23 protein-coding genes and 1 CRISPR repeat array (1 of these 24 only partly in view) are annotated in these 24346 nt (G+C 66.5%); of the genes, 4 read left to right on the top strand and 19 right to left on the bottom strand.

The features are described 5' to 3' along the window. Positions 1 to 502: direct repeats of the CRISPR family, unit length 28 nt; unit sequence GGCTCATCCCCGCGTGCGCGGGGAGCAT; it reaches 1910 nt to the left of the window's first position. A gap of 99 nt (positions 503 to 601) precedes the next feature. The 10 genes from H9634_RS07185 to eat form a co-directional block, all read right to left on the bottom strand. Continuing rightward, complete coding sequence (locus H9634_RS07185; protein WP_191726010.1) at positions 602 to 919, bottom strand: putative quinol monooxygenase; 318 nt, start codon at positions 917 to 919, stop codon at positions 602 to 604. A gap of 98 nt (positions 920 to 1017) precedes the next feature. Further along, entirely contained in the window at positions 1018 to 2211 is a 1194-nt protein-coding gene (locus tag H9634_RS07180) for an amidohydrolase (protein WP_191726050.1), read from the bottom strand. Between the two features lie 102 nt (positions 2212 to 2313). Continuing rightward, positions 2314 to 3039, bottom strand: a complete 726-nt coding sequence (locus tag H9634_RS07175; RefSeq protein WP_191726009.1) for a hypothetical protein — start codon at positions 3037 to 3039, stop codon at positions 2314 to 2316. Between the two features lie 28 nt (positions 3040 to 3067). Further along, the gene (locus H9634_RS07170; RefSeq protein WP_191726008.1) at positions 3068 to 3811 is read right to left on the bottom strand and encodes a DUF5058 family protein; all 744 of its coding nucleotides are present in this window, start codon (positions 3809 to 3811) and stop codon (positions 3068 to 3070) included. Between the two features lie 164 nt (positions 3812 to 3975). Then, positions 3976 to 4647 carry a GAP family protein gene (locus H9634_RS07165; RefSeq protein ID WP_191726007.1) on the bottom strand — a complete coding sequence of 224 codons (672 nt, stop codon included), beginning with the start codon at positions 4645 to 4647 and terminating at the stop codon, positions 3976 to 3978. 132 nt (positions 4648 to 4779) lie between these two features. Next, positions 4780 to 5535 (bottom strand): 3-oxoacyl-ACP reductase, encoded by a 756-nt coding sequence (locus H9634_RS07160; RefSeq protein ID WP_191726049.1) that lies wholly within the window; start codon positions 5533 to 5535, stop codon positions 4780 to 4782. Positions 5536 to 5610: 75 nt separating this feature from the next. After that, positions 5611 to 6981, bottom strand: coding sequence for an aldehyde dehydrogenase family protein (locus H9634_RS07155; RefSeq protein ID WP_191726006.1), 1371 nt, complete (start codon positions 6979 to 6981; stop codon positions 5611 to 5613). Next, positions 6978 to 7781 (bottom strand): gamma-glutamyl-gamma-aminobutyrate hydrolase family protein, encoded by an 804-nt coding sequence (locus tag H9634_RS07150; RefSeq protein WP_318245032.1) that lies wholly within the window; start codon positions 7779 to 7781, stop codon positions 6978 to 6980. Before H9634_RS07150 ends, H9634_RS07155 begins: the two co-directional genes overlap by 4 nt. Further along, entirely contained in the window at positions 7762 to 9171 is a 1410-nt protein-coding gene (locus H9634_RS07145; protein WP_191726004.1) for a glutamine synthetase family protein, read from the bottom strand. The genes H9634_RS07150 and H9634_RS07145 overlap by 20 nt, the downstream gene beginning before the upstream one ends. Positions 9172 to 9218: 47 nt before the next feature. Beyond that, entirely contained in the window at positions 9219 to 10655 is a 1437-nt protein-coding gene (gene eat, locus H9634_RS07140) for an ethanolamine permease (RefSeq protein ID WP_191726003.1), read from the bottom strand. Positions 10656 to 10799: 144 nt separating this feature from the next. Between eat and H9634_RS07135 the strand changes: the two genes are divergently transcribed. Both H9634_RS07135 and H9634_RS07130 read left to right on the top strand, forming a co-directional pair. Then, the gene (locus H9634_RS07135) at positions 10800 to 11501 is read left to right on the top strand and encodes a FadR/GntR family transcriptional regulator (protein ID WP_318245031.1); all 702 of its coding nucleotides are present in this window, start codon (positions 10800 to 10802) and stop codon (positions 11499 to 11501) included. Between the two features lie 39 nt (positions 11502 to 11540). Further along, entirely contained in the window at positions 11541 to 11882 is a 342-nt protein-coding gene (locus H9634_RS07130; protein WP_191726002.1) for a DUF3024 domain-containing protein, read from the top strand. Positions 11883 to 12439: 557 nt separating this feature from the next. Here H9634_RS07130 and H9634_RS07125 read toward each other — a convergent pair. From H9634_RS07125 to H9634_RS07105, 5 genes are all read right to left on the bottom strand, one after another. After that, positions 12440 to 12775: a hypothetical protein gene (locus tag H9634_RS07125; protein WP_191726001.1), complete on the bottom strand. Its 336-nt coding sequence runs from the start codon at positions 12773 to 12775 to the stop codon at positions 12440 to 12442. A gap of 121 nt (positions 12776 to 12896) precedes the next feature. Continuing rightward, positions 12897 to 13229 carry a hypothetical protein gene (locus H9634_RS07120; RefSeq protein WP_191726000.1) on the bottom strand — a complete coding sequence of 111 codons (333 nt, stop codon included), beginning with the start codon at positions 13227 to 13229 and terminating at the stop codon, positions 12897 to 12899. 122 nt (positions 13230 to 13351) lie between these two features. After that, positions 13352 to 14527 (bottom strand): acyl-CoA dehydrogenase family protein, encoded by a 1176-nt coding sequence (locus H9634_RS07115; protein ID WP_191725999.1) that lies wholly within the window; start codon positions 14525 to 14527, stop codon positions 13352 to 13354. A gap of 9 nt (positions 14528 to 14536) precedes the next feature. After that, a complete protein-coding gene (locus H9634_RS07110) occupies positions 14537 to 16537 on the bottom strand; it encodes an acetyl/propionyl/methylcrotonyl-CoA carboxylase subunit alpha (protein WP_191725998.1) in 2001 nt (666 codons plus the stop codon). Further along, positions 16537 to 18150: a carboxyl transferase domain-containing protein gene (locus tag H9634_RS07105; RefSeq protein WP_191725997.1), complete on the bottom strand. Its 1614-nt coding sequence runs from the start codon at positions 18148 to 18150 to the stop codon at positions 16537 to 16539. Before H9634_RS07105 ends, H9634_RS07110 begins: the two co-directional genes overlap by 1 nt. 243 nt (positions 18151 to 18393) lie before the next feature. On the opposite strand from H9634_RS07105, the gene H9634_RS07100 reads away from it, so the two are divergent. Beyond that, on the top strand, positions 18394 to 19266 hold the full coding sequence (locus tag H9634_RS07100) for a hypothetical protein (protein ID WP_191725996.1): 873 nt from the start codon (positions 18394 to 18396) through the stop codon (positions 19264 to 19266). 94 nt (positions 19267 to 19360) lie between these two features. Beyond that, entirely contained in the window at positions 19361 to 19996 is a 636-nt protein-coding gene (locus H9634_RS07095; protein WP_191725995.1) for a TetR/AcrR family transcriptional regulator, read from the top strand. A 41-nt stretch (positions 19997 to 20037) separates the two neighbouring features. Here the strand turns inward: H9634_RS07095 and H9634_RS07090 are convergent, their stop codons facing one another. The 4 genes from H9634_RS07090 to H9634_RS07075 all read right to left on the bottom strand — a co-directional run bounded on the left by H9634_RS07090 (position 20038) and on the right by H9634_RS07075 (position 24008). Continuing rightward, the gene (locus H9634_RS07090; RefSeq protein WP_191725994.1) at positions 20038 to 21558 is read right to left on the bottom strand and encodes an RNB domain-containing ribonuclease; all 1521 of its coding nucleotides are present in this window, start codon (positions 21556 to 21558) and stop codon (positions 20038 to 20040) included. Between the two features lie 135 nt (positions 21559 to 21693). Continuing rightward, entirely contained in the window at positions 21694 to 22581 is an 888-nt protein-coding gene (locus H9634_RS07085; RefSeq protein ID WP_191725993.1) for a universal stress protein, read from the bottom strand. A gap of 125 nt (positions 22582 to 22706) precedes the next feature. Then, entirely contained in the window at positions 22707 to 22931 is a 225-nt protein-coding gene (locus H9634_RS07080; RefSeq protein WP_102161239.1) for a sulfurtransferase TusA family protein, read from the bottom strand. A gap of 30 nt (positions 22932 to 22961) precedes the next feature. Next, positions 22962 to 24008, bottom strand: a complete 1047-nt coding sequence (locus tag H9634_RS07075) for a YeeE/YedE family protein (RefSeq protein WP_191725992.1) — start codon at positions 24006 to 24008, stop codon at positions 22962 to 22964. Positions 24009 to 24346 lie beyond the last annotated feature (338 nt).

Here is a 24346-nt window from a genome sequence, read left to right as displayed (position 1 = left end):
TGCGCGGGGAGCATGATGCCGATCTGCGCGTCGGCGGTCTCGAAGAGGGCTCATCCCCGCGTGCGCGGGGAGCATCAGCGTCGAGTACCAGCTGGAGATCATCAACCAGGCTCATCCCCGCGTGCGCGGGGAGCATGCCGAGTTGACACTGCAACGGTATGCCGGTCTGGGCTCATCCCCGCGTGCGCGGGGAGCATCATGCGCGTGAGTATTGGGCTGCTGGCGTGTAGGGCTCATCCCCGCGTGCGCGGGGAGCATAACTACACCGCCGAGTTCGACATCTTCCGTTACGGCTCATCCCCGCGTGCGCGGGGAGCATTCGTGAGGTCGATCGTCGCAATCCCGACCAGAGGGCTCATCCCCGCGTGCGCGGGGAGCATCCCGGCTCGCGCCATCAGCACATCTGCCCTCAGGGCTCATCCCCGCGTGCGCGGGGAGCATGCCGCCCGGCAGCTTGCTGAGAAGGAGCACCGGGGCTCATCCCCGCGTGCGCGGGGAGCATACTAATTGACCTGCAACGATACCCAGAGCATGGTCAGATCGCATTCACTTCTGGGGATTCAGACGATGCTGGACTCTGTGAAGCCAGTGAGGTGGCTCCTCACACCTGCAGTTCGCCCATCTCGTCCCAGCCATCGCCGTCGACCTGACGCGACAGGATCTTTGGCGTCGCCGTGATGTGCGGCTTCATCGCTTCGAGTCCCTTGGCGAAGTGGTCGCTGGTGACATGCGGTTCCGCGCCCTCGTCGGTGAACGCCTCGCACAGGATGAATTCGTTGGGGTTGTCCAGGCTGCGCGACCACTCGAACCACAGGTTGCCCGGTTCAGCGCGGGTCGCCTCGGTGAACTCGCGGACGATCTCCGGCCACTGCTCGACGCTCTCATCCTTGACGGGGAACTTGACGACGATGAAATACATGTTGCCTCCTCAGCGCGACACTCGATCAAACGGTCTCACCTGCAAGAATCGCACATCTGAACCACCGCGGCCAGCAGTCCGCGCAGCCAACTATTCCCTCATCGCTGCAGCTCGTGCAGGATCGCAGCGATCCCGGTGCGCACACCCGTGCTCAAGGTCTTGGCGACCTCATCAGGAGCGAAGAACGGCGAATGGTTGCCTGCAGGACCGCCTTCGGTCGCCATCTTCTCTTCCGAGTACGCACCGAAGAACCAGTACACGTACGGCACGCCGATGGAGTCACCGAACCGACCGACATCCTCAGAGCCGGTAACCGGCTCGGTGAGTTCGACATTGTCCTCACCGATCGCCGATGAGAAGACGCTCTTCAGCTCCTCGGCATGCTGGGGGCTGTTGTAGCAGCGCGGGAACCGGTACATCTCTTCGATGCTCGGCTTCGGAGCACCTGAGGCCTCGGCTTCCGCGTAGATGATCCGCTCGATCGCGGCGAGAACGTCTGCACGCACCTCCTCACTGAAGGTGCGGATATTCATCGTGAACTCTGCGGAGTCCGGGATGATGTTCTCCTTCAAACCACCGCGGATCGTCGCGATCGTCACGACCACCGCCTCGCGGGCGGAGATCTCACGTGAGACAACGGTCTGCAGTCGCGTGACCATGAAGGCTGCGAGCACAATCGGGTCGATCGCAGCCTCGGGCTGGGAGCCGTGCGCCTGCTTGCCGCGCACCGTCACTCGCAGGCAGTCCGACATGGCCATCGCCGTGCCTGCTGACAGGCTCACCTGGCCGGCGAAGTTCGGCCAGACGTGCTGGCCGTAGACAGCCTGCGGTTTCGGCAGCTTCTCCCACAGTCCGTCTTCGAGCATGGCAAGCGCGCCTTCACCGGTTTCCTCTCCCGGCTGGAAGATCATGATGACGGTGCCCGACCATGCCTCCCGGTTGCTGGTCAGCAGCCTGGCGATGCCGAGTGCCACTGTGATGTGGGTGTCGTGTCCGCAGCCGTGCATCACGGGCGTCTCGGTGCCGTCGGCCAGCGTCCCGCGTACCGTGGAGGCGTACTCGAGACCGGTGTCCTCATCGATCGGCAGGCCGTCCGTATCCGCGCGGTAGGCGACGACTGGGCCGTCTCCGTTCTCCACGACGGCAACGACGCCGGTGCCGCCGAAGCGCTGCGGAGTCAGGTCGAGTTCGCGCAGGTGTTCTTCGATCCGGCCGGCAGTCCAGGTCTCCTGCATCGACAGTTCCGGATGCGCGTGGAACTCGCGGTAGTCGGCTTCGAGCTGCGGCATCATCGCTTCCAGCTGGTCGGCCACAGCTGCGTTGCTCAGGCCACTGCCAGCGGTGTGGCTCGCACGGGATTCAGGCGTCAAGGTTCCTCCAGTGAGTCGGGTCGGTCAGTTGATCGACGTCATGTTCTGCGGATCGGTTGGCCGGGTGTGCCGGTCGCGCAGCACCCAGGTGAGGACGATGGTGAGCAGCACGGCGATAGCCGTGCCACCCGGAGAGATGACAGGGAGCAGCGGTACGGCAACGAGGATGATGACAGCAGCAACACCCAGCGCGATGATCGTGCCTTTGAACTGCTTGAGCGTTCCGATGAGCTGAACCGTGACCCCACCGAGGATCGCCGGCAGGATGTAGATGCGCGCAACCTCGGTGATGGAATCCGGCGTGATCGACACCAGCCAGGTGCCCAGCAGCCCGACGAAGAGCAGCATCGAGACGACGTGGACGACCGCTGCCCCGCAGATCGCAGCGGTCGCGACATACTCTGACTTGCGGGTGCCGGGCTTCACTCCGATCGTCGATTGGGCCACGATCGCGGCCGGGAGCAGCTTGTTGGCCACGTTGCCGATCATGAAGGCCTGGTACATACCTGCCGGTCCGAGGATCGGAAAGTACGTCAGCGGTTCGATGACGTAGAAGGCGCCATAGACAGCGAAGACGGCAAGGAAGGCGACGCCGATCTGCGCCCAGGTGATGTCGAGATCGGAGAACATCCACAGCAGAAAGGGCATGGACGTCGCGATGACAAGGCCCATGCTCAAGGTGATCGTGCCCCAGGTGCTCGTGGTCCGCTCGAATGCTTCATGCGACGGGGTGGTGGTTGCCGTTGCCATGATCAGTCCCTCTCGTTGTCGCAGTCGGTCATGCCGCCGGGCCGAGGCCGGCGTAGTGGGCGAAGTAGGCAGCGACCAGGCCACCGGCGATCGCGAAGCCGAGCGCCCATTCCCTGAGCCAGGCGAGGTTGAGTGCACGCGCGACCAGCAGTGAGATGAGCATGACGACCGCCGAGGCGGCGACTGCGATGATGTGTCCTGTCGACTTGGGAAGCTCGGTCATCGTCAGTGCGGCAAACGCCGCCAGCAGTGCGGCACCGGGTACCACGGACATGAGTGCCGGGTTGACCTGCTGCAGTTTGACCGAACCGCGCTTGAAGATCGGCGTGAGGATGAGCGCAGAGATCATCCAGCCAGCCCCCGAGAGGCTCATGGCCATCAGCGCCACAACGAAGACCGTCTGGTTGTACTCCGGCCCGCCGAGGTCGGCTCCCATGGTCCCCGATGCCAGCGATGCCGAAGCCACCTCGGTGGCTGCAGATCCGATGAGACCGACGCGCACGAGCACCGGCGGAGTGCCGAACAGCGGCAGCAGTGCAATGGCGACCAGCGCCACGGCCAAGGACGGCCCGATGGATGCGACTCCGCCCGCACGGAATGCCGCTCGCACCTCGGCCTTGCTCATGTCCGCGGACTCGGCGTTTCGCTTGACGGCACGCATATAGATCATCGACTGCAGGATGATGACGCCGAAGACGCAGAGCGCGAGAACCCACAGCAGCGGCAGATTCGCGATCGCGCCGATGTCGCGCGACTGGGCAAGGTGGATCACGGTCGCCTCCGTTCCGAGTCGCTCCGCGACTCCAGATCACATCGTTGTGTCTGCTGGCACAGCATCGCGGGATGGAATATATTCGCGAGTGCTCATCACTCTACGGATGCCATCACAAAAGGGTCAATATACAGAACGCAACGTCTCGCAGTTCGATCTGCCAGTCACCCGATCCACCCGAACCGATTGACCACGGCGTCGAAGATGAGCAGCACGCCGATGACCAAGAAGGTCACCGCCGTGACGGTGCCGGTGTTGCGCTCGACCCATGCGCGGAAACCGGCGAGCGCAGGCTCGATCCGCTCATGGACCAGCAGCCGGATGATCGCGAGGATGAGGGCCGGCAGCACCATGACGACGGCGTAGGCTGCCAGCGTCAGGACGCCGGGCAGGCCCTCGTTGATGATGACGCCGATGCCGGCCAGGTAGGGGTACATGCCGGTGATCTCGATGAGGCCAGCGATGAGCGCCAGGCCCGAGGCGGTGGCGAAGGTCCCGGTGACGGCCACCTTGTCCTGGAACCGGTTGGCGAAACCCACTTGCCCTTCCCACAGGCGCCGGGGCAGGAATGCCGAGGCGAGGCAGATGACGCCGAGCACGAGCTCGATCCACGGGATCCCCGACCACGCGCCGATCCAGCTGAACGCAGCAAGCCCGCCATAGTACAGCGCGACGCCGACGAGCCAGTAGAACCCAGCGAGCACCGCAAGGTAGACGAAGACGAGACTGATGCGCACCCGCTGGGCAAGCAGCATCCACAGCGGGATGCCGAGTGTGCCGATGCTCGTGGCATCGAGCAGCGCGAGCCCGGCGAGGAGGAGCAGCGTGGCAGTCATCTCTGCCATTCAACCACGCACCGTCTGCCGGGCCCGAGGAGCCGGTCGCCCGCCGAGAGGCGACCCGACACGCAGACACGCCCGCCGCCTCGGGAGCGGTGTGCTCTCAGGCGGCGGGCGTGTGCGGGAGTGTCACTCAGCGGTGACGTATGCCGCTGAGATCCCGCCGTCGACGGTGAACGTCGCGGCATTCACGAAGGAGGCGTCGTCGCTGGCGAGGAAGGCCACGGCGGCGGCGATCTCCTCGGGCTCGCCGAAGCGTCCGCGCGGAACGTGGACGAGGCGGCGCTGCGCCTGCTCCGGGTCCTTGGCGAAGAGCTCTTCGAGCAGCGGCGTGTTGACCGGTCCGGGGCAGAGCGCGTTGACGCGGATGCCCTCCTTGGCGAACTGCACGCCGAGTTCGCGGCTCATCGACAGGACTCCGCCCTTCGAGGCGGAGTACGAGATCTGCGAGGTCGCCGCGCCGAGCAGGGCGACGAAGGAGGCAGTGTTGATGATCGAGCCGGACTTCTGCCTGACCATGTGCTCAAGGGCGTACTTGCAGCACAGGTAGACCGATGTGAGGTTGACGGTCTGCACCTTCGCCCACGCCTCGATCCCGGTGGTGAGGATCGAGTTGTCCTCGGTCGGGTTGATGCCTGCGTTGTTGAAGGCCACATCGACGCGTCCATACGCGGCGACTGTCTGCTCGAACAGTGCCTTGACACTGTCTTCGTCGGCGACATTCGTGCGGACGAAGAGTCCGCCGAGCTCCTCGGCGACCTCCGGGCCGCGGGTCTCGTCAAGGTCGGCGATGACGACGGTGGCGCCTTCGGATGCCAAGCGGCGGGCACTCGCCAGGCCGATGCCCGAGGCCCCACCGGTGATGACGCAGACTTTGCCGTCCATCCGGCCGGCGACGACTGGTGTGTTCACGGAGTTCTCCTTCTGTCAGGGAATGCTGTTGGGATCAGGTCAGCGCGGTCAGTCCGAGGCTGGGCCGACTGCGATGAAGACGTTCTTCGTCTCGGTGAAGGCGGCGACCGCATCGGGGCCGAGCTCCCGGCCAAGGCCGGACTGCTTGTAGCCGCCGAACGGCGTCCAGTACCGCACCGATGAGTGGGAGTTGACCGACAGGTTGCCGGCTTCGACGGACCGGGAGACGCGGATCGCCCGGTCGAGATCACGGGTCCAGATCGAACCGGAGAGTCCGTACTCGGTGTTGTTCGCGATCGAGACTGCCTCGAACTCTGAGCGGAACGGCACGACGGACAGCACGGGGCCGAAGATCTCCTCGTTGAAGTCACGGGCGGTGATGTCATCGGGGGTGATGACCGTCGGCGGGAACCAGAAGCCCGGGCCGGTCGGGCACTCACCCTGGAACGCCACCTCGGCACCGTCGACATAGGCTGCGACGGAATCGCGGTGGGCGGCGGTGACAAGCGGCCCCATGTCCGCGTCCGGGTCTGTCGGGTCAGTGCACCGGAACCCGCTGACGGCGTCTTTGAGCTCGCTGAGGAAGTCGTCGAACACGTCCGCGTGGACAAGCAGCCGGGAGCGGGAGCAGCAGTCCTGGCCGGCGTTGTCGAACACACCGCCGGGTGCTGCGGCGGCTGCGGCTGAGAGGTCGGCGTCGGGGAAGACGATATTGGCGTTCTTGCCGCCGAGTTCCAGGGTGAGGTTCTTCACCTGGTCGGCGCAGCCGGCCATGATCCGCTTGCCGACTTCGGTCGACCCGGTGAAGACGACCTTGCGCACGCCGGGATGGGTGACGAATCGCTCGCCGACGACCGAGCCCTTGCCCGGCAGGATCGTGAGCACACCCTCGGGGATGCCGGCTTCGCGTGCGAGCTCACCGATCCGCATAGCCGTCAGCGGGGTCACCTCGGCAGGCTTGAGCACGACGGTGTTGCCGGCGGCCAGCGCTGGGCCGAATCCCCATGCGGCGATCGGCATCGGGAAGTTCCACGGCACGATGACGCCGACGACGCCGAGAGGCTCGGCGAAGGTGATGTTGATGCCTCCGTCGACCGGGATCTGCCGGCCGAAGAGGCGTTCGGGAGCAGCGGCGGAGTATTCCAGCACGTCGCGTACGTTGCCGGCTTCCCAGGTGGCGTTGGAGATCGTGTGCCCAGAGTTGGCCACTTCGAGTTCGGCGAGTTCGTCGATGTGCTCGTCGACCACGGCGGCGAAGCGGCGCAAAAGGCGGGCGCGGTCGCTCGGCGCGACGGCCCGCCACTGCTCGAACGCCCGCTGGGCGCGTTCGATCGCATCATCGACGGCTGCGACATCGGCCAGCTCGACGGTGCGGATCGCTTCGGCTGTGGCGGGGTTGATGACCTCATAGGTGCTCATTGTCCTCCTCCGGACGTGTCGGTGCGGTAGCTGCGGGTGGCGGCGACGAGTCCTGTGACGATGCGCGCATCAGCGCTGTTGTGTTCGGGATGCCATTGCACGGCGAGCAGCCAGCCGCTGCCGGGCAGCGCGGCTTCAGCGCTCAGCGCTTCCGTTCCCGAGGCGGCGGCCGGCTCGAGGATCTCGATCGTCCCGTCGGCGGCCCGCCCGGTGACGTGCAGTCCGGGGGCGAGGCGGTCGACGGCTTGGTGGTGGAAGCATGGTGCCGTCGTCTCAGCCCCGAGCAGCGCGGCAGCAGTGGAGCCCGGTTCGATCTGAACGGTTACCTCGCCGTAGACGCCCGGGGCAGGCTGATAGTCGGAGTGGCCGAGAATCTCGGGCAGGTGCTGGTGCAGTGTGCCGCCGAATGCCGCGTTGATGACCTGCATCCCGCGGCAGATACCGAGCACCGGCATGCCCCGGTCGCGGGCTTCGGCCAGCAGAGCGAACTCATGTTCGTCCCGCCATGACTGTGCGGCAGTCGTTGGATGAGCCTGGGCACCGTAGGTCTCCGGGCCGACGTCTGCTCCTCCGGAGATGAGCAGCCCGTCGACCGCGTCGAGCATCGTCGGGTGGGTGCCATGCGGCGGCAGCAGGATCGGCACTCCCCCGGCAGCGGTGACCATGCGCACGTACTCCGCCGGGATGAGTGCTGCCTCGACGCCGCGCCAGTGACTCCAGTCAGCTGGCTGCATGTACGTCGTGATTCCGATCCGCGGCGGGACGACCGCCTCGGGCGCGTCAGAGCCGTTCGAAGCCACGGAAGCGCTCCCAGTCTGTGACGGCTGCCTCGAACTGCATGAGCTCGACATTCGCAGCGTTGACATAGTGCTTGACGACCTCCTCACCGAAGGCCTCGCGGGCGATGTCGGATTCCGCGAGGCGGTCGCGGGCATCGCGCAGCGTCGTCGGCAGCCGGCGGGCATCCGAAGCGTAGGCATTGCCGTCGGTCATGGGTGGCAGTTCAAGTTCGTTGTCGATGCCGTAGATGCCGGCGGCGATGAGCGAGGCGACGGCAAGGTACGGGTTGAGGTCAGCGCCGCCCACGCGGCACTCGACGCGCAGCGACGGGCCTGAGCCGACGACCCGGAAGGCGCACGACCGGTTGTCGAAGCCCCAGGCCACTGCTGTCGGGGCGAAGGAGCCTTCGACGAAGCGCTTGTAGGAGTTGATATTGGGGGCATGGAAGTAGGTGAAGTCCTCGATGCAGGCGAGCTGGCCGGCGATGAACTGGCCCATGAGCGGAGAGAACCCGTGCTCGTCGTCACCGGCCATGGCGAGCTCGCCGTCGAGTCCGCGGAAGGACAGGTGCACATGGCAGGAGGACCCTTCCAGTTCGTTGAACTTCGCCATGAAAGTAATGGCCTTGCCGTGCTGGGAGGCGATCTCCTTCGCCCCGTTCTTGTACACGGCATGGTTGTCGCACGACCGGATCGCCTCGTCGTACTTGAATGTGATCTCGTGCTGGCCGAGGTTGCATTCGCCCTTGGCGCTTTCGACGTACATTCCGGCCCCGGCCATCGAGTTGCGGATGTCACGCAGCAGCGGTTCGATGCGGGCGGTGCCCAGCAGGGAGTAGTCGACGTTGTATTGGTTCGACGGGGTGAGGTCGTGGTAGGCGCGGTTGTAGGACTCCTCGTAACTGGTGTCGAAAGTGACGAACTCCAGCTCAGTACCGGCGAACGCCGTGAGACCGCGCTCTTCGAGTCGCTTGACCTGGGCTGCGAGGATCTGCCGCGGGCTGGCGACGACGGGCTCGCCGGTGGTCCATTCGATGTCGCAGGTGACGAGTGCGGTTCCCGGCTGCCACGGAATGAGCCGCAGTGTCGAGAGGTCCGGTTTCATGACGAGGTCTCCGTAGCCGGTGCTCCACGACGACATCTCGTAGCCCTCGACAGTGTTCATGTCGACGTCGACGGCCAGCAGATAGTTGCATCCCTCGGAGCCGTGGTCGATGGCATCGTCGACGAAGAAGCGCGCTCCGAGCCGCTTTCCCTGCAGCCGCCCCTGGACGTCGGTGAACGCGACGACGACGGTGTCGATCGTTCCTTCATCGACGAGGCTGATGAGATCCTCACGGGTGAGGGCCGGTGCTGGGTTTGAACCGGTGGTGACCCGCTGCGGGTCGCCGAATCCTGTGGGCGCGGTCATTGAGATCCTTCCGTGGATATGGTCAGTGAGTTGAGATGTGCCGATCGTCAGTGCAGACCCGATTCGGCTTCGGAAATCTGGGCGAACTCCTCTTCGGGAGCTTTCGCCACAAGGTGGTGGCGCGAGTAGAACCAGAAGTACGCGAGGAAGACGAGGAACACAGCGGCAGCGATTCCAGCGGCGACGATGTCGACGAAGAAGGTTGCGACGACGGCGACAGAGGCCAGCACCAGTGCGGTGATCGTGGTGACTGCTCCACCGGGCGTGCGGTACCCGCGCTCAAGATGCGGTTCCTTGAACCGCAGGACGACGTGGGAGAGGTTGAGCAGGACGTAGGAGACCGTGGCACCGAACACCGCCACATTCAGCAGGATTCCGCCATCGCCACCGGTCGCGACCGCGAGGGCGAACCCGATGATGCCCGGGATGATGAGCGCCATGTAGGGCGTCTTGCGCTTTCCAGTTAGCGACAGGAACTTCGGCAGGTAGCCAGCACGCGAAAGTGCGAAGAGCTGCCGCGAATAGGCGAAGATGATCGAGAAGAAGCTGGCGATCAGACCCGCAAGGCCGGCCCAGTTGACGAACGTGGCCAGCATCGAGTTCTCTCCGTACACGGTCCTCACTGCTTCTGGCAGCGGGTTGTCGGATACGCCCATCGCGTCTGCGCCAGCCGTGCCGGGGACAATGATGAGCATGAGCGCACCGAAGACGACGAGCAATCCCATCGCTGTGAGGATGCCCCGCGGCATGTCGCGCTTGGGGTTGGCGGATTCTTCGGCGGCGAGAGGTACGCCTTCAACGGCGAGGAAGAACCAGATGCCGAAGACCAGCGATGCCAGCACCCCGGAGACTCCGAAGGGCAGGAACTCGCTTGATCCGAGTGATCCGTCAGGGGCGATGTTGAACATGTTGGCCGGTTCTACGTGCCAGATCATGCCGAAGACGAAGGCGAGGAGGGCGATGACCGCAATAGCGGTGATGAGGAACATCAGCCGCAGCGCTTCGCCCACTCCCCAGAGGTGGATGCCGACGAAGATGAGATAGGCGACGAGGTAGATGACCCAGTTGGGGACGCTTTCCGGGAGGATTCCAAGGGCTTGCACGTAGCCTGCGATGAACGTGGAGATCGCTGCAGGCGCCATCGTGTACTCAATGACGATCGCGGTTCCGGTTGCGAAACCTCCAAGTGGACCAAGGGCCCTCCGCGCGAAGCCGTAACCTGCCCCCGCAGTCGGCAGCGTGGAAGACAGTTCTGCCAGTCCAAGAGTCATGCACACGTACATGATTCCCATCAGGCAGAACGCGATGGCAAGTCCGCCCCAGCCGCCTTCGGCCAGGCCGAGATTCCAGCCGGAGAAGTCACCGGAGATCACATATGCGACCCCCAGACCTGCCAGCAGGATCCATCCGGCTGCTCCGCTGCGCAGCTGGCGCTTCTCCATGTAGTTGTCGGCGACGCTGCCGTACTCAACTCTTTGCTTCATCAGGACCCCTGCCCAAAAATGCTTTTATTGGTCTGCTTACAAACCATTAAACTGATGAGAATGTAACCCCGATCACATGCCGGTGTCAAGGGTTCCGTATACTTCTACGGTGAGGCAGACACTTCGGAAGAGGGGTAGACATAGGTGAGCGACATCCGCACGGTACGCACCGGAAACGTCTTTGAAGAGACCCTTTCTCGCTTGCTGCGCGCCATCAGCCTCGGCCAGTACATGGTGGGGGAAAAGCTCCCCGCCGAACGGGAGCTCGCTGAAAGCCTTGGAGTCTCAAGAGCTACGCTTCGCGACGTCCTCCACGAGCTGCAGGAGACAGGCGTCCTTGACATCAAGCGCGGACGCTACGGTGGAGCATTCGTTATTGGGCTGCCAGCAGACCATGAGCTGCATCGTCCGATCGACGAATCCGAGCTCAACGATGCACTGCAGTTCCGAGCCGTGCTGGATTCGGCAGCCGCTCGACTCGCGGCGGAGGCGCCGCTGACCGGCGAGCAGCGTCGGCACTTGCGCGAAGCTTGCGATGCCTGTGATGCCGCCGAGCCGAGCCAGTATCGTCAGCTTGATTCTCGATTCCACCTCGCAATCGCTGAACTGACGGGCACCCCGTCATTGCACAAGGCGGCCGCGGAGGTGCGCGACCGGGTCAACGCGATGCTCGATCGCATCCCGATGATCAATACGAACCTGGCGCACTCCAATGAACAGCACCGCGCGATTCTGGAAGCGGTGCTGAGCGGAAGTCCGACGGAAGCTGAGCATGCGGCGCTCGAGCACGCGCGCGGAACCGCCGCGCTTCTGGTCGGGTACCTCAAGGATTCCAGAGCTCCGTGACGCCACCGCGCGTTTCCACGGACCTGCTGCCGTTTCGATATGGCGATACCGGAACGGGATATACGCCGCATCGAAGAGTGGTGTCTCGAACACTCTCCGGAGGAGTTGCGGCAGCGGACATACGTCACCTGCACTGTTTCACGTCTCCTTGTCACCATCAGCCTGTGGAATCTGTGCCCCGGCAGATCAGGCGAGGACCACGACTGGATAGAAGAGACCTTTGCGCGCCTGCGGTACACCGCCAGCCGCGGCGAATGGTCGATCTATCGGATGAACCGGAACCTGCGCTGGCGGTACTACGACCTCTTCATGCCCAGCCCGGACATCAACGCGGCGCTGCGCTGCATCGACCGTGATGAGACCTTCGCGTTCTGGGGTTGAGCATGCCGGCCAACAGCAGTTCAGATATCAGGCCCTGGGCCACCAGCGCCGGACGATGCCACTCCCCTAACCGCGAAGACTGCGGCGTCCGGATACCCCGTTATTGAGTGCCGGACTGTCCCTTGCGCCAGCCTCGACCGGGCCGGGACGCATTCCATTCGACGATCGCCTCTCGTCGCCAGCCGCGAGTGCGGCCGATCAGCGCATCAGGTTCTGGCAGTTTGTACCGCGAGAGAGAGTCGCGGGCTGCACCTCTAGCAGCTCCGCCACTTCGCTGAGAGACAGGTAACGCTCGGTCATCGTGTCCGCCTCCGTCGTTGATCATTCATCCACAGCAACAATGCGATGGCTTGGACTGCCGCACACACCAGGAGCACGACCTGTCCCCATACCGGCGCTCCGGCCGCGTAGAGGGTTATCAGAAGCGCGACTGTTGCAAGCAAACCGACGGTGATCGCCGTGATCGATCCGGGCATGGTACTCATATTCATCTCCTCAAGATTGGAACAAGATCGGCAGGACAGCCCTGAGCTGCACAGGCTTCTTCGCTCACGGGTTCACTTTGACGCTGCTGAGTAAGAATCAGCTACGGACTGCCGTCGCAGCTCCGCCAGCTCGTCGAGCCACACATCGCCTTGAACAATGAGGCCCAGGCGGTCGTCCGGGTCGAGCCCGTCAATCTGAGCACACACAAGCAGATACCAAGCAGTCCAGTATTCCTTCTCACGCTCGTCATCCGTATGCCAGAGTCCACGGCGCGAACAGTAACCGGCCAAGCTTTCGCCGGCGTCTTTGACGATGTCATAGACGACCGTCATCGTCACTGCGGTGTCGATGGCGTCGAGCCGCTGCCTGAGTGTGGCGTGGGGAATATGAGGTACTCGGACGGCCACAAGGCCCCTTTCCGAGTGGTATCACCCATGTGATGGCCTTGTCTTTTCGAGAGTCGCACGACGCACTGACAACGGTCGTTCCGGAGACCCGGTATCAAGCCGCAGGGTCCTTGGAAGATGACTACGCAGGATATTGACGATCGAGTTCCGCCAGCTCATCCACCCACGCGTCGCCCTGAACGATGAGACCGAGGAGGTCATTAGGATCGAGGCGGCGAATCTGCGAGCGCACCAACCGGGCGCGCGTACTCCAATAGTCCTTCTCACGCTCGTCGTCCGTATGCCATAGAGATCGGCGAGAGCAGTAACCAGCCAGAGAGCTCCCTGCCTCTCTGACGATGTCGTAGACGACCACCATCGACACCGCGGTGTCGATCTCGTCCAGCCGCTGTCTGAGAGTGCCGTTCGGGTGAGCGAGTGATTGGACAGCCATGTCCGCCTCCTTCAGCAGCATAGCTTTTCTGCTTACTCAAGCCTAGCACGATGCACGGACAACCCCCTGACACGACGAAGCGGGGCCGCGACGATTCGTCGCGACCCCGCTGTCTGCTGAGCCTCAGCCGCGGCCCCTCAGCCTCACAGCCCCAGGTCGCGGGCGATGAGCATGAGCTGCACCTCGGTGGTGCCCTCACCGATCTCGAGGATCTTCGAGTCGCGGTAGTGGCGGGCGACGAGGTACTCGTTCATGAAGCCGTAGCCGCCGTGGATCTGCGTGGCATCGCGGGCATTGTCCATCGCGGCGTCACCGGCGATCATCTTCGCCACGGCCGCCTCCTTCTTGAACGGAAGCCCTGCGATCATCCGCGAGGCCGCCAGGTAGTAGGCAGCACGGGCAGCGACGACGCGGGCCTCCATGCGGGCGATCTTGAACGAGATGCCCTGGTATTCCGAGATCGGCTTGCCGAAGGAGGTGCGCTCCTTGGCGTACTTGACCGACTCGTCGACACACCCCTGGGCGGCACCGGTTGAGAGTGCGGCGACAGCGATGCGGCCCTCATCGAGGATGCGCAGGAAGTTCGCATACCCGCGGCCGCGCTCACCGAGCAGGTTCTCCTCCGGGACTTTGACGTCTTCGAAGGTCAGCGGGTGGGTGTCCGAGGAGTTCCAGCCGACCTTGTCGTACTTCGGCTCGACGGTGAAGCCCGGGGTGCCTGCCGGGATCATGATCGTCGAGATCTCCGGTTTCTGCGCACCGTCGCGGCCGGTGCGGGTGCCGGTGACCGCGGTGGCGGTGACGAGCCGGGTGATGTCGGTGCCGGAGTTGGTGATGAAGCACTTGCCGCCGTTGATCGTCCACTCACCGTCAGTCAGCGTCGCCTTCGTCTTCGTCCCACCGGCATCGGAGCCGGCCTCGGGCTCGGTCAGGCCGAAGGCGGCCAGGCCGGAGCCGTCGGTGAGCTGCGGGAGCCATTCGCGCTTCTGCTCCTCGGTGCCGAAGCGGTAGATCGGCATCGCACCCAGCGACACGGCCGCTTCCAGCGTGATGGCCAGCGACTGGTTCTCCCTGGCGATCTCCTCGATCGCCAGGCACAGGGCGAAGTAGTCGCCACCCATGCCGCCGTATTCCTCGTCGAACGGCAGTCCGAACAGGCCCATCTGGCCCATCTTCTTCACCAGCGCATACGGGAACTCGCGCTTCTCATCGAGTTCGGCGCTGACCGGCGCGACCTCAGTGTCGGTGAACTTCGCGACCTGCTGGCGCAGGTCCTCGTACTCGTCGGGCAGCATTCCCGGGGTGAATGTCGTCGTCATGGTGAATCCTCACTTCTCTGCCTGGCTGTCTTCTTCTGCATCAGCGTCGACGATGGTGGCGAGCACCTCGTCGAGTGCGACCTGGGTGCCGACTTGGGTCCTGAGGTGCACGATCCCGTCGGCGGGGGCGGTGAGCACGTGCTCCATCTTCATCGCCTCGACGACGACGACCGGCGTGCCGGCACTCACCTCGGCGCCGTCGTCGACCCGCACGTCGATGACCGCGCCGGGCATCGGGGCGGTGATGTCGGCCCCGGCGGCACCGGGGTCCAGGGCGGTGTCAGCCTGCGGGCGGGTGAAGGCGAAGATGCCGCGTTCGCTCATCACCCATACGGTGTCCCCGGCGGTGGCGACTCGCGCACGGTGGGTGCGCCCGCCGCTGACGAGCCGGCACTCACCGTCGGCGCTCCAGCGCACCTGCTCGCCGCGCCAGATCGCTTCGTGTGCGGTTCCGGCGTGCACGAGCGGCACCGTGACCTCGACCGGGCGGGAGGTGCGCCAGCCGGTCGGCCGGTCCCACGCCGAGGCGCCGGCTGGGTCGGCCCCGTCGACGGTCACCGCGCCGACGGCGGTCGCGGCTCGCTGCTCGCGTTCAATGATCGCCGCGGCGGCGAAGAGCAGGTCGAGCTCGGCTGGGGTGTGGGCGAGTTCGTCTTCGCTCATCCGGTCGATCAGCCCGGTGTCGAGCTCGCCTGCCTTGACGTCGTCACGGCTCATGAGCGTGCGCAGGAAATCGATGTTCGTCACGATCCCCGGCACTGCGGTGCGGCCGAGCGCGGCGATGAGCTTCTGCACGGCGCTGGCCCGGTCGGGGGCGTGGACGATGAGCTTGGCGATCATCGGGTCGTAGTCCGAGGCGATGAACTGCCCGGCCGCCAGCCCGGCATCGACGCGGATGCCCTCGCCCTCCGGGGTGATGACGTCGATGGCCTGGCCGCCGGTGGGCAGGAAGCCGCGGGAGGGATCCTCAGCGTAGATGCGGGCCTCGATCGCGTGGCCGTTCACAGTGATGTCGTCCTGGGTGAGGCTGAGCTCCTCACCGGCGCCGATGCGGATCTGCCATTCGACGAGGTCGATGCCGGTGACCTCCTCGGTCACCGGATGCTCGACCTGCAGGCGGGTGTTCATCTCCATGAAGAAGAACTCATCGGGCTGATCGGCAGCGACGATGAATTCGACTGTGCCGGCCCCGCGGTAGCCGACCGAGCGGGCGGTGTTGCAGGCGGCCTCACCGATCCGGGCGCGGGTGGTTTCGTCGAGCAGCGCCGAGGGGGCCTCTTCGATGACCTTCTGGTGGCGGCGCTGCAGGGAGCATTCGCGTTCGCCTAAGTGGATGACGTTGCCGTGCTCATCGGCGAGCACCTGCACTTCGATGTGGCGGGGAGTGGCGACGAGGCGCTCGAGGAACAGGGTGTCATCGCCGAACGAGCTGGCCGCCTCACGGCGGGCGGCAGCGAGCCTGTCGGCCAGTTCGGATTCCTCGAACACGGCGTGCATGCCCTTGCCGCCGCCTCCCGCCGAGGGCTTGATGAGGACCGGGAAGCCGATCTTCACCGCCTCGGCGGCGAGCTGCTCATTGTTCAGCCCGCCTTCGGACACGCCGGGCACGAGCGGCACGTTGTGGCTGGCCACCGCCTGCTTGGCGGTGATCTTGTCCCCCATCGTCTCGATCGCATCGGCCGTCGGGCCGAGGAACACGATGCCGGCCTCTTCGCAGGCGCGGGCGAACGCGGGGTTCTCAGACAGGAAGCCGTAGCCGGGGTGAATCGCCTGCGCGCCGGTGGCCTGGGCTGCGGCGATGACCTTGTCGATGACGAGGTAGGACTCGCTGGCGGCAGCCGGGCCGAGGTGCACGGCGACATCGGCTGCCAGGGTGTGTGCGGCCTCGGCGTCGGCATCAGAGTACACGGCGACGGTGCGGATGCCCAGGCGCCGGCATGTGCGGATGACGCGCAGGGCGATCTCGCCGCGGTTGGCGATGAGGATTGTGTCGAAGAGCTTCACGGTCATCACATCCTGAAGACGCCATAGCCTGGCGCGTCGAGCGGGCGGGCAAGGGGCGCGTACCGGCAGGCCTCGAGGGCCAGTGCGAGCACCTGGCGGGTGTCGGCGGGTTCGATGATGCCGTCGTCCCACAGGCGGGCAGTCGAGTAGTACGGGTTGCCCTGGGCTTCGTACTGATCGAGGATCGGGGCCTTGAACTCGGCTTCGGCCTCGGCCGGCCAGTCCTCGCCGCGGGCTTCGATGGCGTCGCGGCGCACGGTGGCCAGCACGCTGGCGGCCTGTTCTCCGCCCATGACGGAGATGCGGGCGTTGGGCCACATCCAGAGGAAGCGCGGGCTGTAGGCGCGCCCGCACATCGAGTAGTTGCCGGCGCCGTAGGAGCCGCCGATGACGACGGTGAACTTGGGCACCCGGGCGGTGGCCACAGCGTTGACCATCTTGGCGCCGTGCTTGGCGATGCCGGCGGCTTCGTAGTCGCGGCCGACCATGAAGCCGGAGATGTTCTGCAGGAACAGCAGCGGGGTGTCGCGCTGATCGCACAGTTCGATGAAGTGGGCGCCCTTCATCGCCGATTCGCCGAACAGCACGCCGTTGTTGGCGATGATGCCGACGGGATGGCCGTCGATGCGGGCGAAGCCGGTGATGAGCGTGGTGCCGTATTCGGCTTTGAACTCGTGGAACTTCGAGCCGTCGACGATCCGGGCGATGACCTCGTGGACGTCGTAGGGGACCTTCGAGTCGGTCGGGACGATGGAGGTGAGCTCGGCCGGGTCGTGGGCCGGCGCCTCGGGTTCGGTGCGCTGCCAGGCCGGGGCGTCCTTGGGCCCGAGGGTGGCGACGATGTCGCGCATGATCTCCAGGGCATGGGAGTCGTTGGCGGCCAGGTGGTCGGTGACACCGGAGGTGCGCGAGTGCAGGGCCCCGCCGCCGAGCTCTTCGGCGGTGACGACCTCGCCGGTGGCGGCCTTGACCAGGGGCGGGCCGCCGAGGAAGATCGTGCCCTGCTCGTGGACGATGATCGACTCATCGGCCATCGCCGGGACGTAGGCGCCGCCGGCGGTGCAGGAGCCCATGACGGCGGCCAGCTGCGGGATGCCGGCAGCAGAGAGGGTCGCCTGGTTGTAGAAGATCCGGCCGAAGTGCTCGCGGTCGGGGAACACGTCGTCCTGGTTGGGCAGGTTCGCCCCGCCGGAGTCGACGAGGTAGATGCAGGGCAGGCGGTTCTCGCGGGCAACTTCCTGGGCGCGCAGGTGCTTCTTGACCGTCATCGGGTAGTAGGTGCCGCCCTTGACGGTGGCGTCGTTGGCGACGATGACGCATTCGCGGCCGGCGACCCGGCCGATGCCGGTGATGATGCCGGCTCCCGGGCTGGCGTCGTCGTACATGCCATTGGCGGCCAGCGGGGAGAGCTCCAGGAACGGTGAGCCGGGGTCGAGGAGGTTCTCGACGCGGTCACGCGGCAGCAGCTTGCCGCGCGCGAGGTGCTTCTCGCGTGACTTCTCAGAGCCGCCGTGGGCAGTGGCTTCGATCCGCTGGCGCAGCTCGGCGATGAGCTCAGCGTGGGCGGATGCGTTGGCCTCTGCGGTGGCGGGATCGACCGGTGAGCCGATGACTGGCATATGTGATCTCCCGACAGTTCAGTTAATGATCGTTAACCGAGTCTTATGGTAGCGAACGATTCACGTGAGGGACAACACAGCTGCCGGCCGGCACTTCTGGCGGCGAGCACAGCTGCCGGCCGGCACTGGCGTCGGGCGGCCCTGCTGCCGACTGGCGTCTGCGGCGGTCCGGCTCCCCGGCTGTGGCAGCCCTGCCACATGCGCGCACCGGCTGACACGGCGGCCGGGACTTAGTGTGAAGTCATGGACACCTCCCACGCCGATGCACAGCTCATGGTCGCCGCGCTCAGCGACGCCCAGCTGTCCCGCGCCCTCGGACTCACCGACCGCGGCCGGGCTGTCGCCGAGCTGGCGCGGGCGCGTCGCGCCGAAGCTGCCGCACCCAGCCCGGATGCCGTGCGCACGGCGGAGGCCCGCCAGCTGCAGGCTGTGCTCACTGCTGTCGCCGGACGCGCCTGGCGGCGCTGCCGGCTCCTCAGGCGTGTGACGATGACGCTGATCGGGCTGTGGATCGCGTCCTGGGCGGTGATCGCGCTCGGGTTCTGGCTCGATCACCGCTCCCCCGGCTCCGGCAGCGCCATCGGGGGGGCGGCGGTGCTCGCCAGCTTCTGCATCCTCATCGCGGCAGCCGTCAGTCTCGGCATCGAAGTGCGGGCAGCTGACCGATACCGCGCGAGCGTCATCGAAACAGTGCTCGAATGGGCCAGCAGCCAGCCTGGACGGCTGGCCCGCGGTGTTGACGGCCTGCCGAACTTCCCCGGCGGATACCAACCCGGTGACTGGAGGATCCCCGTCGCCGCCGGCATCCTGTGCATCGTCCCAGCCGTCCTCGCGCCGCTGTACTTCTTCGGCAACGGGCAGGTCATAGGGGGCATCATCAGCATCGTCGTCGTCACCATTCCGCTCATCGCCTGCGGAGTGGGCGTCATGCTGAGCTTCACCCTCATGAAGCGCAGGCAGGACCGTGCCTGCGAGATGATCGCCTCGCTGTCCCATCCGAGCCCCGAGGTGCGCCTGCCGCTGGGAGATCTGCGCTTCCTCCCCTCCGCCGCATCCGGCATCACCAGCCGGGGTGCCTCACCGCCCACCGCACACAACTGGAAGCGCCCACACTGATCCGCACGCGAACTCCTGCCGCGCTGTGGGCATCGGCTCCGGCGGCCCTGAGATGATTCGGTTAGCGGCGACTCACTGAGCTAGGCTGTCGGCCATGAACGCCTCTGCTGTCCCGGCTGCCACCCACTCCCCCAGCGGTGGTGTCCGCGCGGCTGCGAAGGCGCAGCGCCGCGAGGCGATTCTGCAGGCGGCCAAGGGGCTGTTCGCCCGACGCGGCTTCCACGCTGTCGGCATCGAGGACATCGGCACCGGGGCCGGGATCTCCGGGCCAGCGGTCTACCGGCACTTCGCGTCGAAGGAAGCGATCCTCATCGAGCTGCTCGTCGGGATCTCCGAGTACCTGCACACCGGCGGCCGCGAGCTGCTGGCCGAGGCGACCGGCGCCTCGGGCGCGGCTGCGCTCATCGGCCGGCTCATCGACTTCCATGTCGACTTCGCCCTCCGCGAGCCGGAGCTCATCCGGATTCAGGATCGTGACTTCACCGCGCTGCCCGATGAGGCCCGCCGCCGGGTGCGGCAGCTGCAGCGGCAGTACGTGACCCTGTGGGCCGAGCAGCTCACCGCCCTCGACCCCGCACTCAGCCTCGATGAGGCGACCGTGCGGGTCCATGCCGTGTTCGGCATGATCAACTCGACACCCTATGTCGCCCGGCGCATCGACCGCGACATCGTGCGCGCCCAGCTGCTCGCCGGTGCGCGCGCCTCACTCGGGCTGCCCGCCCGAGGCTGAACCGGCGACTGAAATCGTTGCGCCCTGGTGGGATCTGCGGCTCAGGCGACGACGTCGAAGAGCAGCGTGCCCGTCTCCGGTTCAGCTGAGCGCAGCCGGATCCGCACCGGCTCGCCGACCGGCGCTCTGCCGGCAGCCCACACGACGACGGCGGGTTCGGGCACGTGCACCTCGACGAGTGCGGTGCCGTCCTTCGTTGTCCGCGAGCCGACGACGACCCCGTCGAAGACTTCGCCGGTGCGCTCGGCGAGCAGGATGGCCTCGGTGTATTCGATGACCTGCTTGTCGATCTGGCCGGCCAGCCGGCCGGTCTCCTTCATCACCTCGGGCAGTTCGGTCAGCCCGTCGAGCGCCCACGCCGGGGCGTCGGCCTCCCGGCATGCGGCTTCGGCGATCGGCAGCACGTAGCGGTCGACGAGCCGGCGCAGCGGAGCGGTCGTGTGCGCATAGGGGGCGCCGACGGCGGCCTGCAGCAGCTCATCCTCACCGGTCTCCGCGCCGATGAGCGTGTAGCCGGCACCCCGGAACAGCGAGGGTGAGGCGTAGTGGACGGCGAGCGCACGCGGGTCGCGCTCCTGGTGGCCGACGCTGCGGATGACGTCCTGGTAGGGCGCCGCGGCATCGAAGCCGAGGCCTGTGACGATGGCGAGGAATGCGCTGATGGTCTCCTCATCCGGGCGCGGCATCGTGCGCAGCACCCCGTGGCCGGCGCGCAGCATGAGGGCGGCTGCGACCCGGCCGGCGAGCAGGCTGATCTGCGCGTTGTCGTCCTCGATGCCCTGCCTGGGCCGGTAGGCCAGGGTGTAGTCGCCGTTGGTCTCGGTGACCTCCTGGTCCGGGATCGCCAAGTCGATGCCGCCGCGGGCGACCTCATCGGCCTGCAGGGCCGCGCCGATCGCCGGCAGCGCGGCCATCGCCTCGGGCAGCGGCCGGCCGGCATCGGCGTCGGCTTGGACGGTGTCGTAGTCGAGCTGCGCGCGGGAGCGCACGACCGCGCGCATCAGGTCCTGGCTCAGGATCGTGCCGTCGGCGGCGAGTTCGACGGTGAAGACGTAGGCGGCCCGGTCCTCGCCCGGCAGCAGGGAGGCCGCGCCTTCGGAGATGACCTCCGGGTGCAGTGGGATGCGCCGGTCGGGCAGATAGATCGTCTGCCCGCGGGCGTGGGTCTCGGCATCCAGCGGCCCGCCAGGGGTGATGAACCGGCCGACGTCGGCGACCGCGTAGCGGACGCGGAAGGCTGCCCCGTCTTCAGCCGCGTCGAGGGCTTCGAGGTGCATCGCCTGGTCGAGGTCGGTGGCACCGGCGGGGTCGATGGTGACGAACGGGATCTCACGCAGGTCGGCCCGCTCGGCCGCGATACCGTCCCGGCCGACGGCAGAAGGGTCGCTGCCGAGTTCGGCGACCGCCGCCTCGGCGTCGGCCAGTGCGGCTGCCGGGTACTCCGCCGGCAGGTCGGCCGCAAGCGCAGCGTAGGCCTCGCGCAGGCGCGCGGCGAGTGGGCCGGGGGCCGGTTCCCGGCGCCGAGGGGACAGTGAGCTGGGCAGACGCAGGCGGCTGAGCATGGGATCAGGTTACCGGGAACCGCCCGTGGTGCCGCGCAATCGCAGCCGGTTCAGCAAGCTCAGCCAGCCCGTTCAGTCGGCCAGGCGTCAGCCGGCTCAGTCAGCCCGTTCAGACGGCCTGTTCAGTCAGCCCGTTCAGTCGGCCAGGCGGCGGTCTTCGAGCTTCGGGTCGTCGCGGAAGGGCACGACGAGCAGGGAGCATTCGGCGCGCGGCATCACCTGCGAGGTGGTGCGGCCGAGCTGGGCGAGCATGCTGGCGAACCGGCCGATGCCGCGCTTGCCCATGACGAGCAGGTCGGCCTCGCGGGACTGGTCGATGAGCAGGTCGACGGGGTCGGCGTCGTGGTAGGCGGCATCGACGCGCAGGCCGGGAAAGTGCGAGCGCAGCCAGGTCATGTCGAGTTCGGTCTGGGCTCGCACGATCTCGTCGCCGTCGAGCGGGGCGGTGCCGACGACGATGTGCAGGGTCGCGTTCGTCGCGGCCGCGTAGCCTGCGGCGTTGAGGGCGGCGACACCGGAGTAGTCGGAGGTGTCGAGGCCGATGACGACGCCGGCCTCACCGCGCGGGTGCACGTCGACGGAGTCGAATTCGCTGCCGCGCACGGCCCGGTGGATGAGCACGGGGCTGAGCGCGTGGCCGGGCAGTCCGGAGCTGACGGTGCCGATCCGGCCGGTGGGCGGCTGGTCGGAGCCGTGGTGGCCGATGACGAGCAGGCCGGCGTCCTCGCTCAGTTCGGCCATCACCTCAGCAGGGTCGCCGTCGTGGAGTTCGGTGGTGAACACCGCCGGGGTCTCTTGGCCCTCCATGAGCTCGGTGAGCCGCTGGCCGACGTCGGCGAGTGCGGCCTCGGCGGCCTGCCGGGCTTCGGTGAGGTCGGCGAACTTGGGGTGGGCGGCGGCTGCGACGGAGACGAGCCTGAGCGGCTGGCCGGAGCGCCGGGATTCCTTCAGCGCCCACGCTGCGGCTTCGCATGACGCCTCGGAGCCGTCGATTCCGACAATGATGTCGCCGTTGATCTGCATCGCACCTGCCTCGGTTCAAACCCTCACTGCGTACCCTACCGGGTCTCACTGCGTGTTCGACAGGCGGGACGCACGCTGGGCGCGCGGTTCTCGCGCGCCCAGCGTCGGTTCCGCTGCCGAGGCGGTCAGGCCTTCTGCACGGTGATGGTCCAGGAGGCCTCGCCGGTCCGGTCGAAGTGGGTGACCGGGTAGCCGTTGTCGGCCGCCCACTGCGGGATCGACTCGGTGGCCTGGGTGCAGTCGAAGTTGATGACGAGTTCGTCGCCGGCCGGCAGGCCGTTCATCGCGTCCTTGGCCTCGACGAGCGGGAACGGGCAGACGAGTCCGTTGGTCTCGAGCACATGCTGCATGGTGGTCTCCTTTTCGGTGTGTGGTGGTTATCAGGCGCTGACGCGGGCGGCCGGCGCCGAGGCGGTGGCTGGTCTGATCGTGAGCTTGGATGCCAGCCCGGTGCCGAGCATCATGAAGATGAGTGAGACCCATCCCTGGTAGCTGAACTGGGCGGTTTCGACCATCGCGTTGCCGACGGTGCAGCCGCCGGCGATCGCTGCACCGACGCCCATGAGCGCACCGCCGCCGATCGACTTGAGCACGGTGGGTGCGTCGGGCACCCGCAGCCGGAACTCGCCTGCGGCTTTGGCGGCGATGAACGAGCCGGTGAGGATGCCGAGGATGAGCATGACGCCCCAGTCGATGAGGTCGGCGTCACCGGTGGTGAGGTACTGCACGAGGTTCGATGACGGGGTGGTGACGCCGAGGCCTGCGTTGCGGCCGGTGGCCGCTGACAGCGGCCAGGCGATCGTGGCGATGATGCCGATGACCGCAGCGGTGGCGAACGGGTTCCAGCGCTTCTCGGTCAGCAGGTGGGCAAGGCCGGTCCTGCGCGGCGGCAGGGCCGCCAGCGGGGTCTTGGCCTTGCGCTGGTGGTGGACGACGAGTGCTGCGGCGATGGCTGCGAGCACGACGGCGAACACCCATGGGGAGACGCCGAAGGTCGCCGGCAGGGACCCGCGCTCGAGGGTGATGCCGCGGATCCATTCGGTGAAGCCGGCGGCTGGTCCTGCCTTCATGATCGCGGAGAAGAGGGCGTAGAAGACGAGGGCGAACCAGCTTCCGATGAGTCCCTCGCCGGAGCGGTAGTAGGTGCCGGTGGCGCAGCCGCCGGCGAGGATGATGGCGAACCCGAAGACGAATCCGCCGACGATCGAGGCCAGCCATGGGAATGGGCTGGTCTCCAAGGTGATGATGCCCAGGGTGCCCAGCGTCATGAGGCCGACGGCGTGGACGGCGATGAGCAGGATGAACGCGGAGAACCAGCGGGTGCTGCCGGCGATGAAGATGTCGCGGAAGGCTCCGGTGACGCAGAAGCGACCGCGCTGGAAGACGAAGCCCAGGGCGAGGCCGATGAGAAGTCCGGTGATGATCATGGAAGTCCTTTGTGATCCATGGCCGTCATGCCGCGCGGCCCTGAATCGGGCAGGCGGGTGTACGGCAGTGAGAAACGGGGGGATGTTGCGTCGCGGTGGCCTGGCACCGGGCTTGGTTCAGGCAGGTGTCAGGGGTGGGCGACGGCTGGCCGCAGGCGGCGATGGCTCCAGGTCTCGGCGCTCCGGAGAATTCCGCTCAGGAACGTTCCCCAGGGAGATTCCACGCAGGGAAGTTCCCCCCGCGGAAGTTCCACGCAGGGAACACATGCGCTGGTGGTGCCGGGCCGGAGGTTGATGCCGGGGCGGCGGGTTGAGATCAGGCGCGACAGCTCGAGGTG

This window comes from Brevibacterium gallinarum (assembly GCF_014836885.1).
Taxonomy (GTDB): domain Bacteria; phylum Actinomycetota; class Actinomycetes; order Actinomycetales; family Brevibacteriaceae; genus Brevibacterium; species Brevibacterium gallinarum.
The sequence above is the reverse complement of the archived record's forward strand: the minus strand, read 5'-3'. Positions and strand labels throughout refer to the sequence as shown.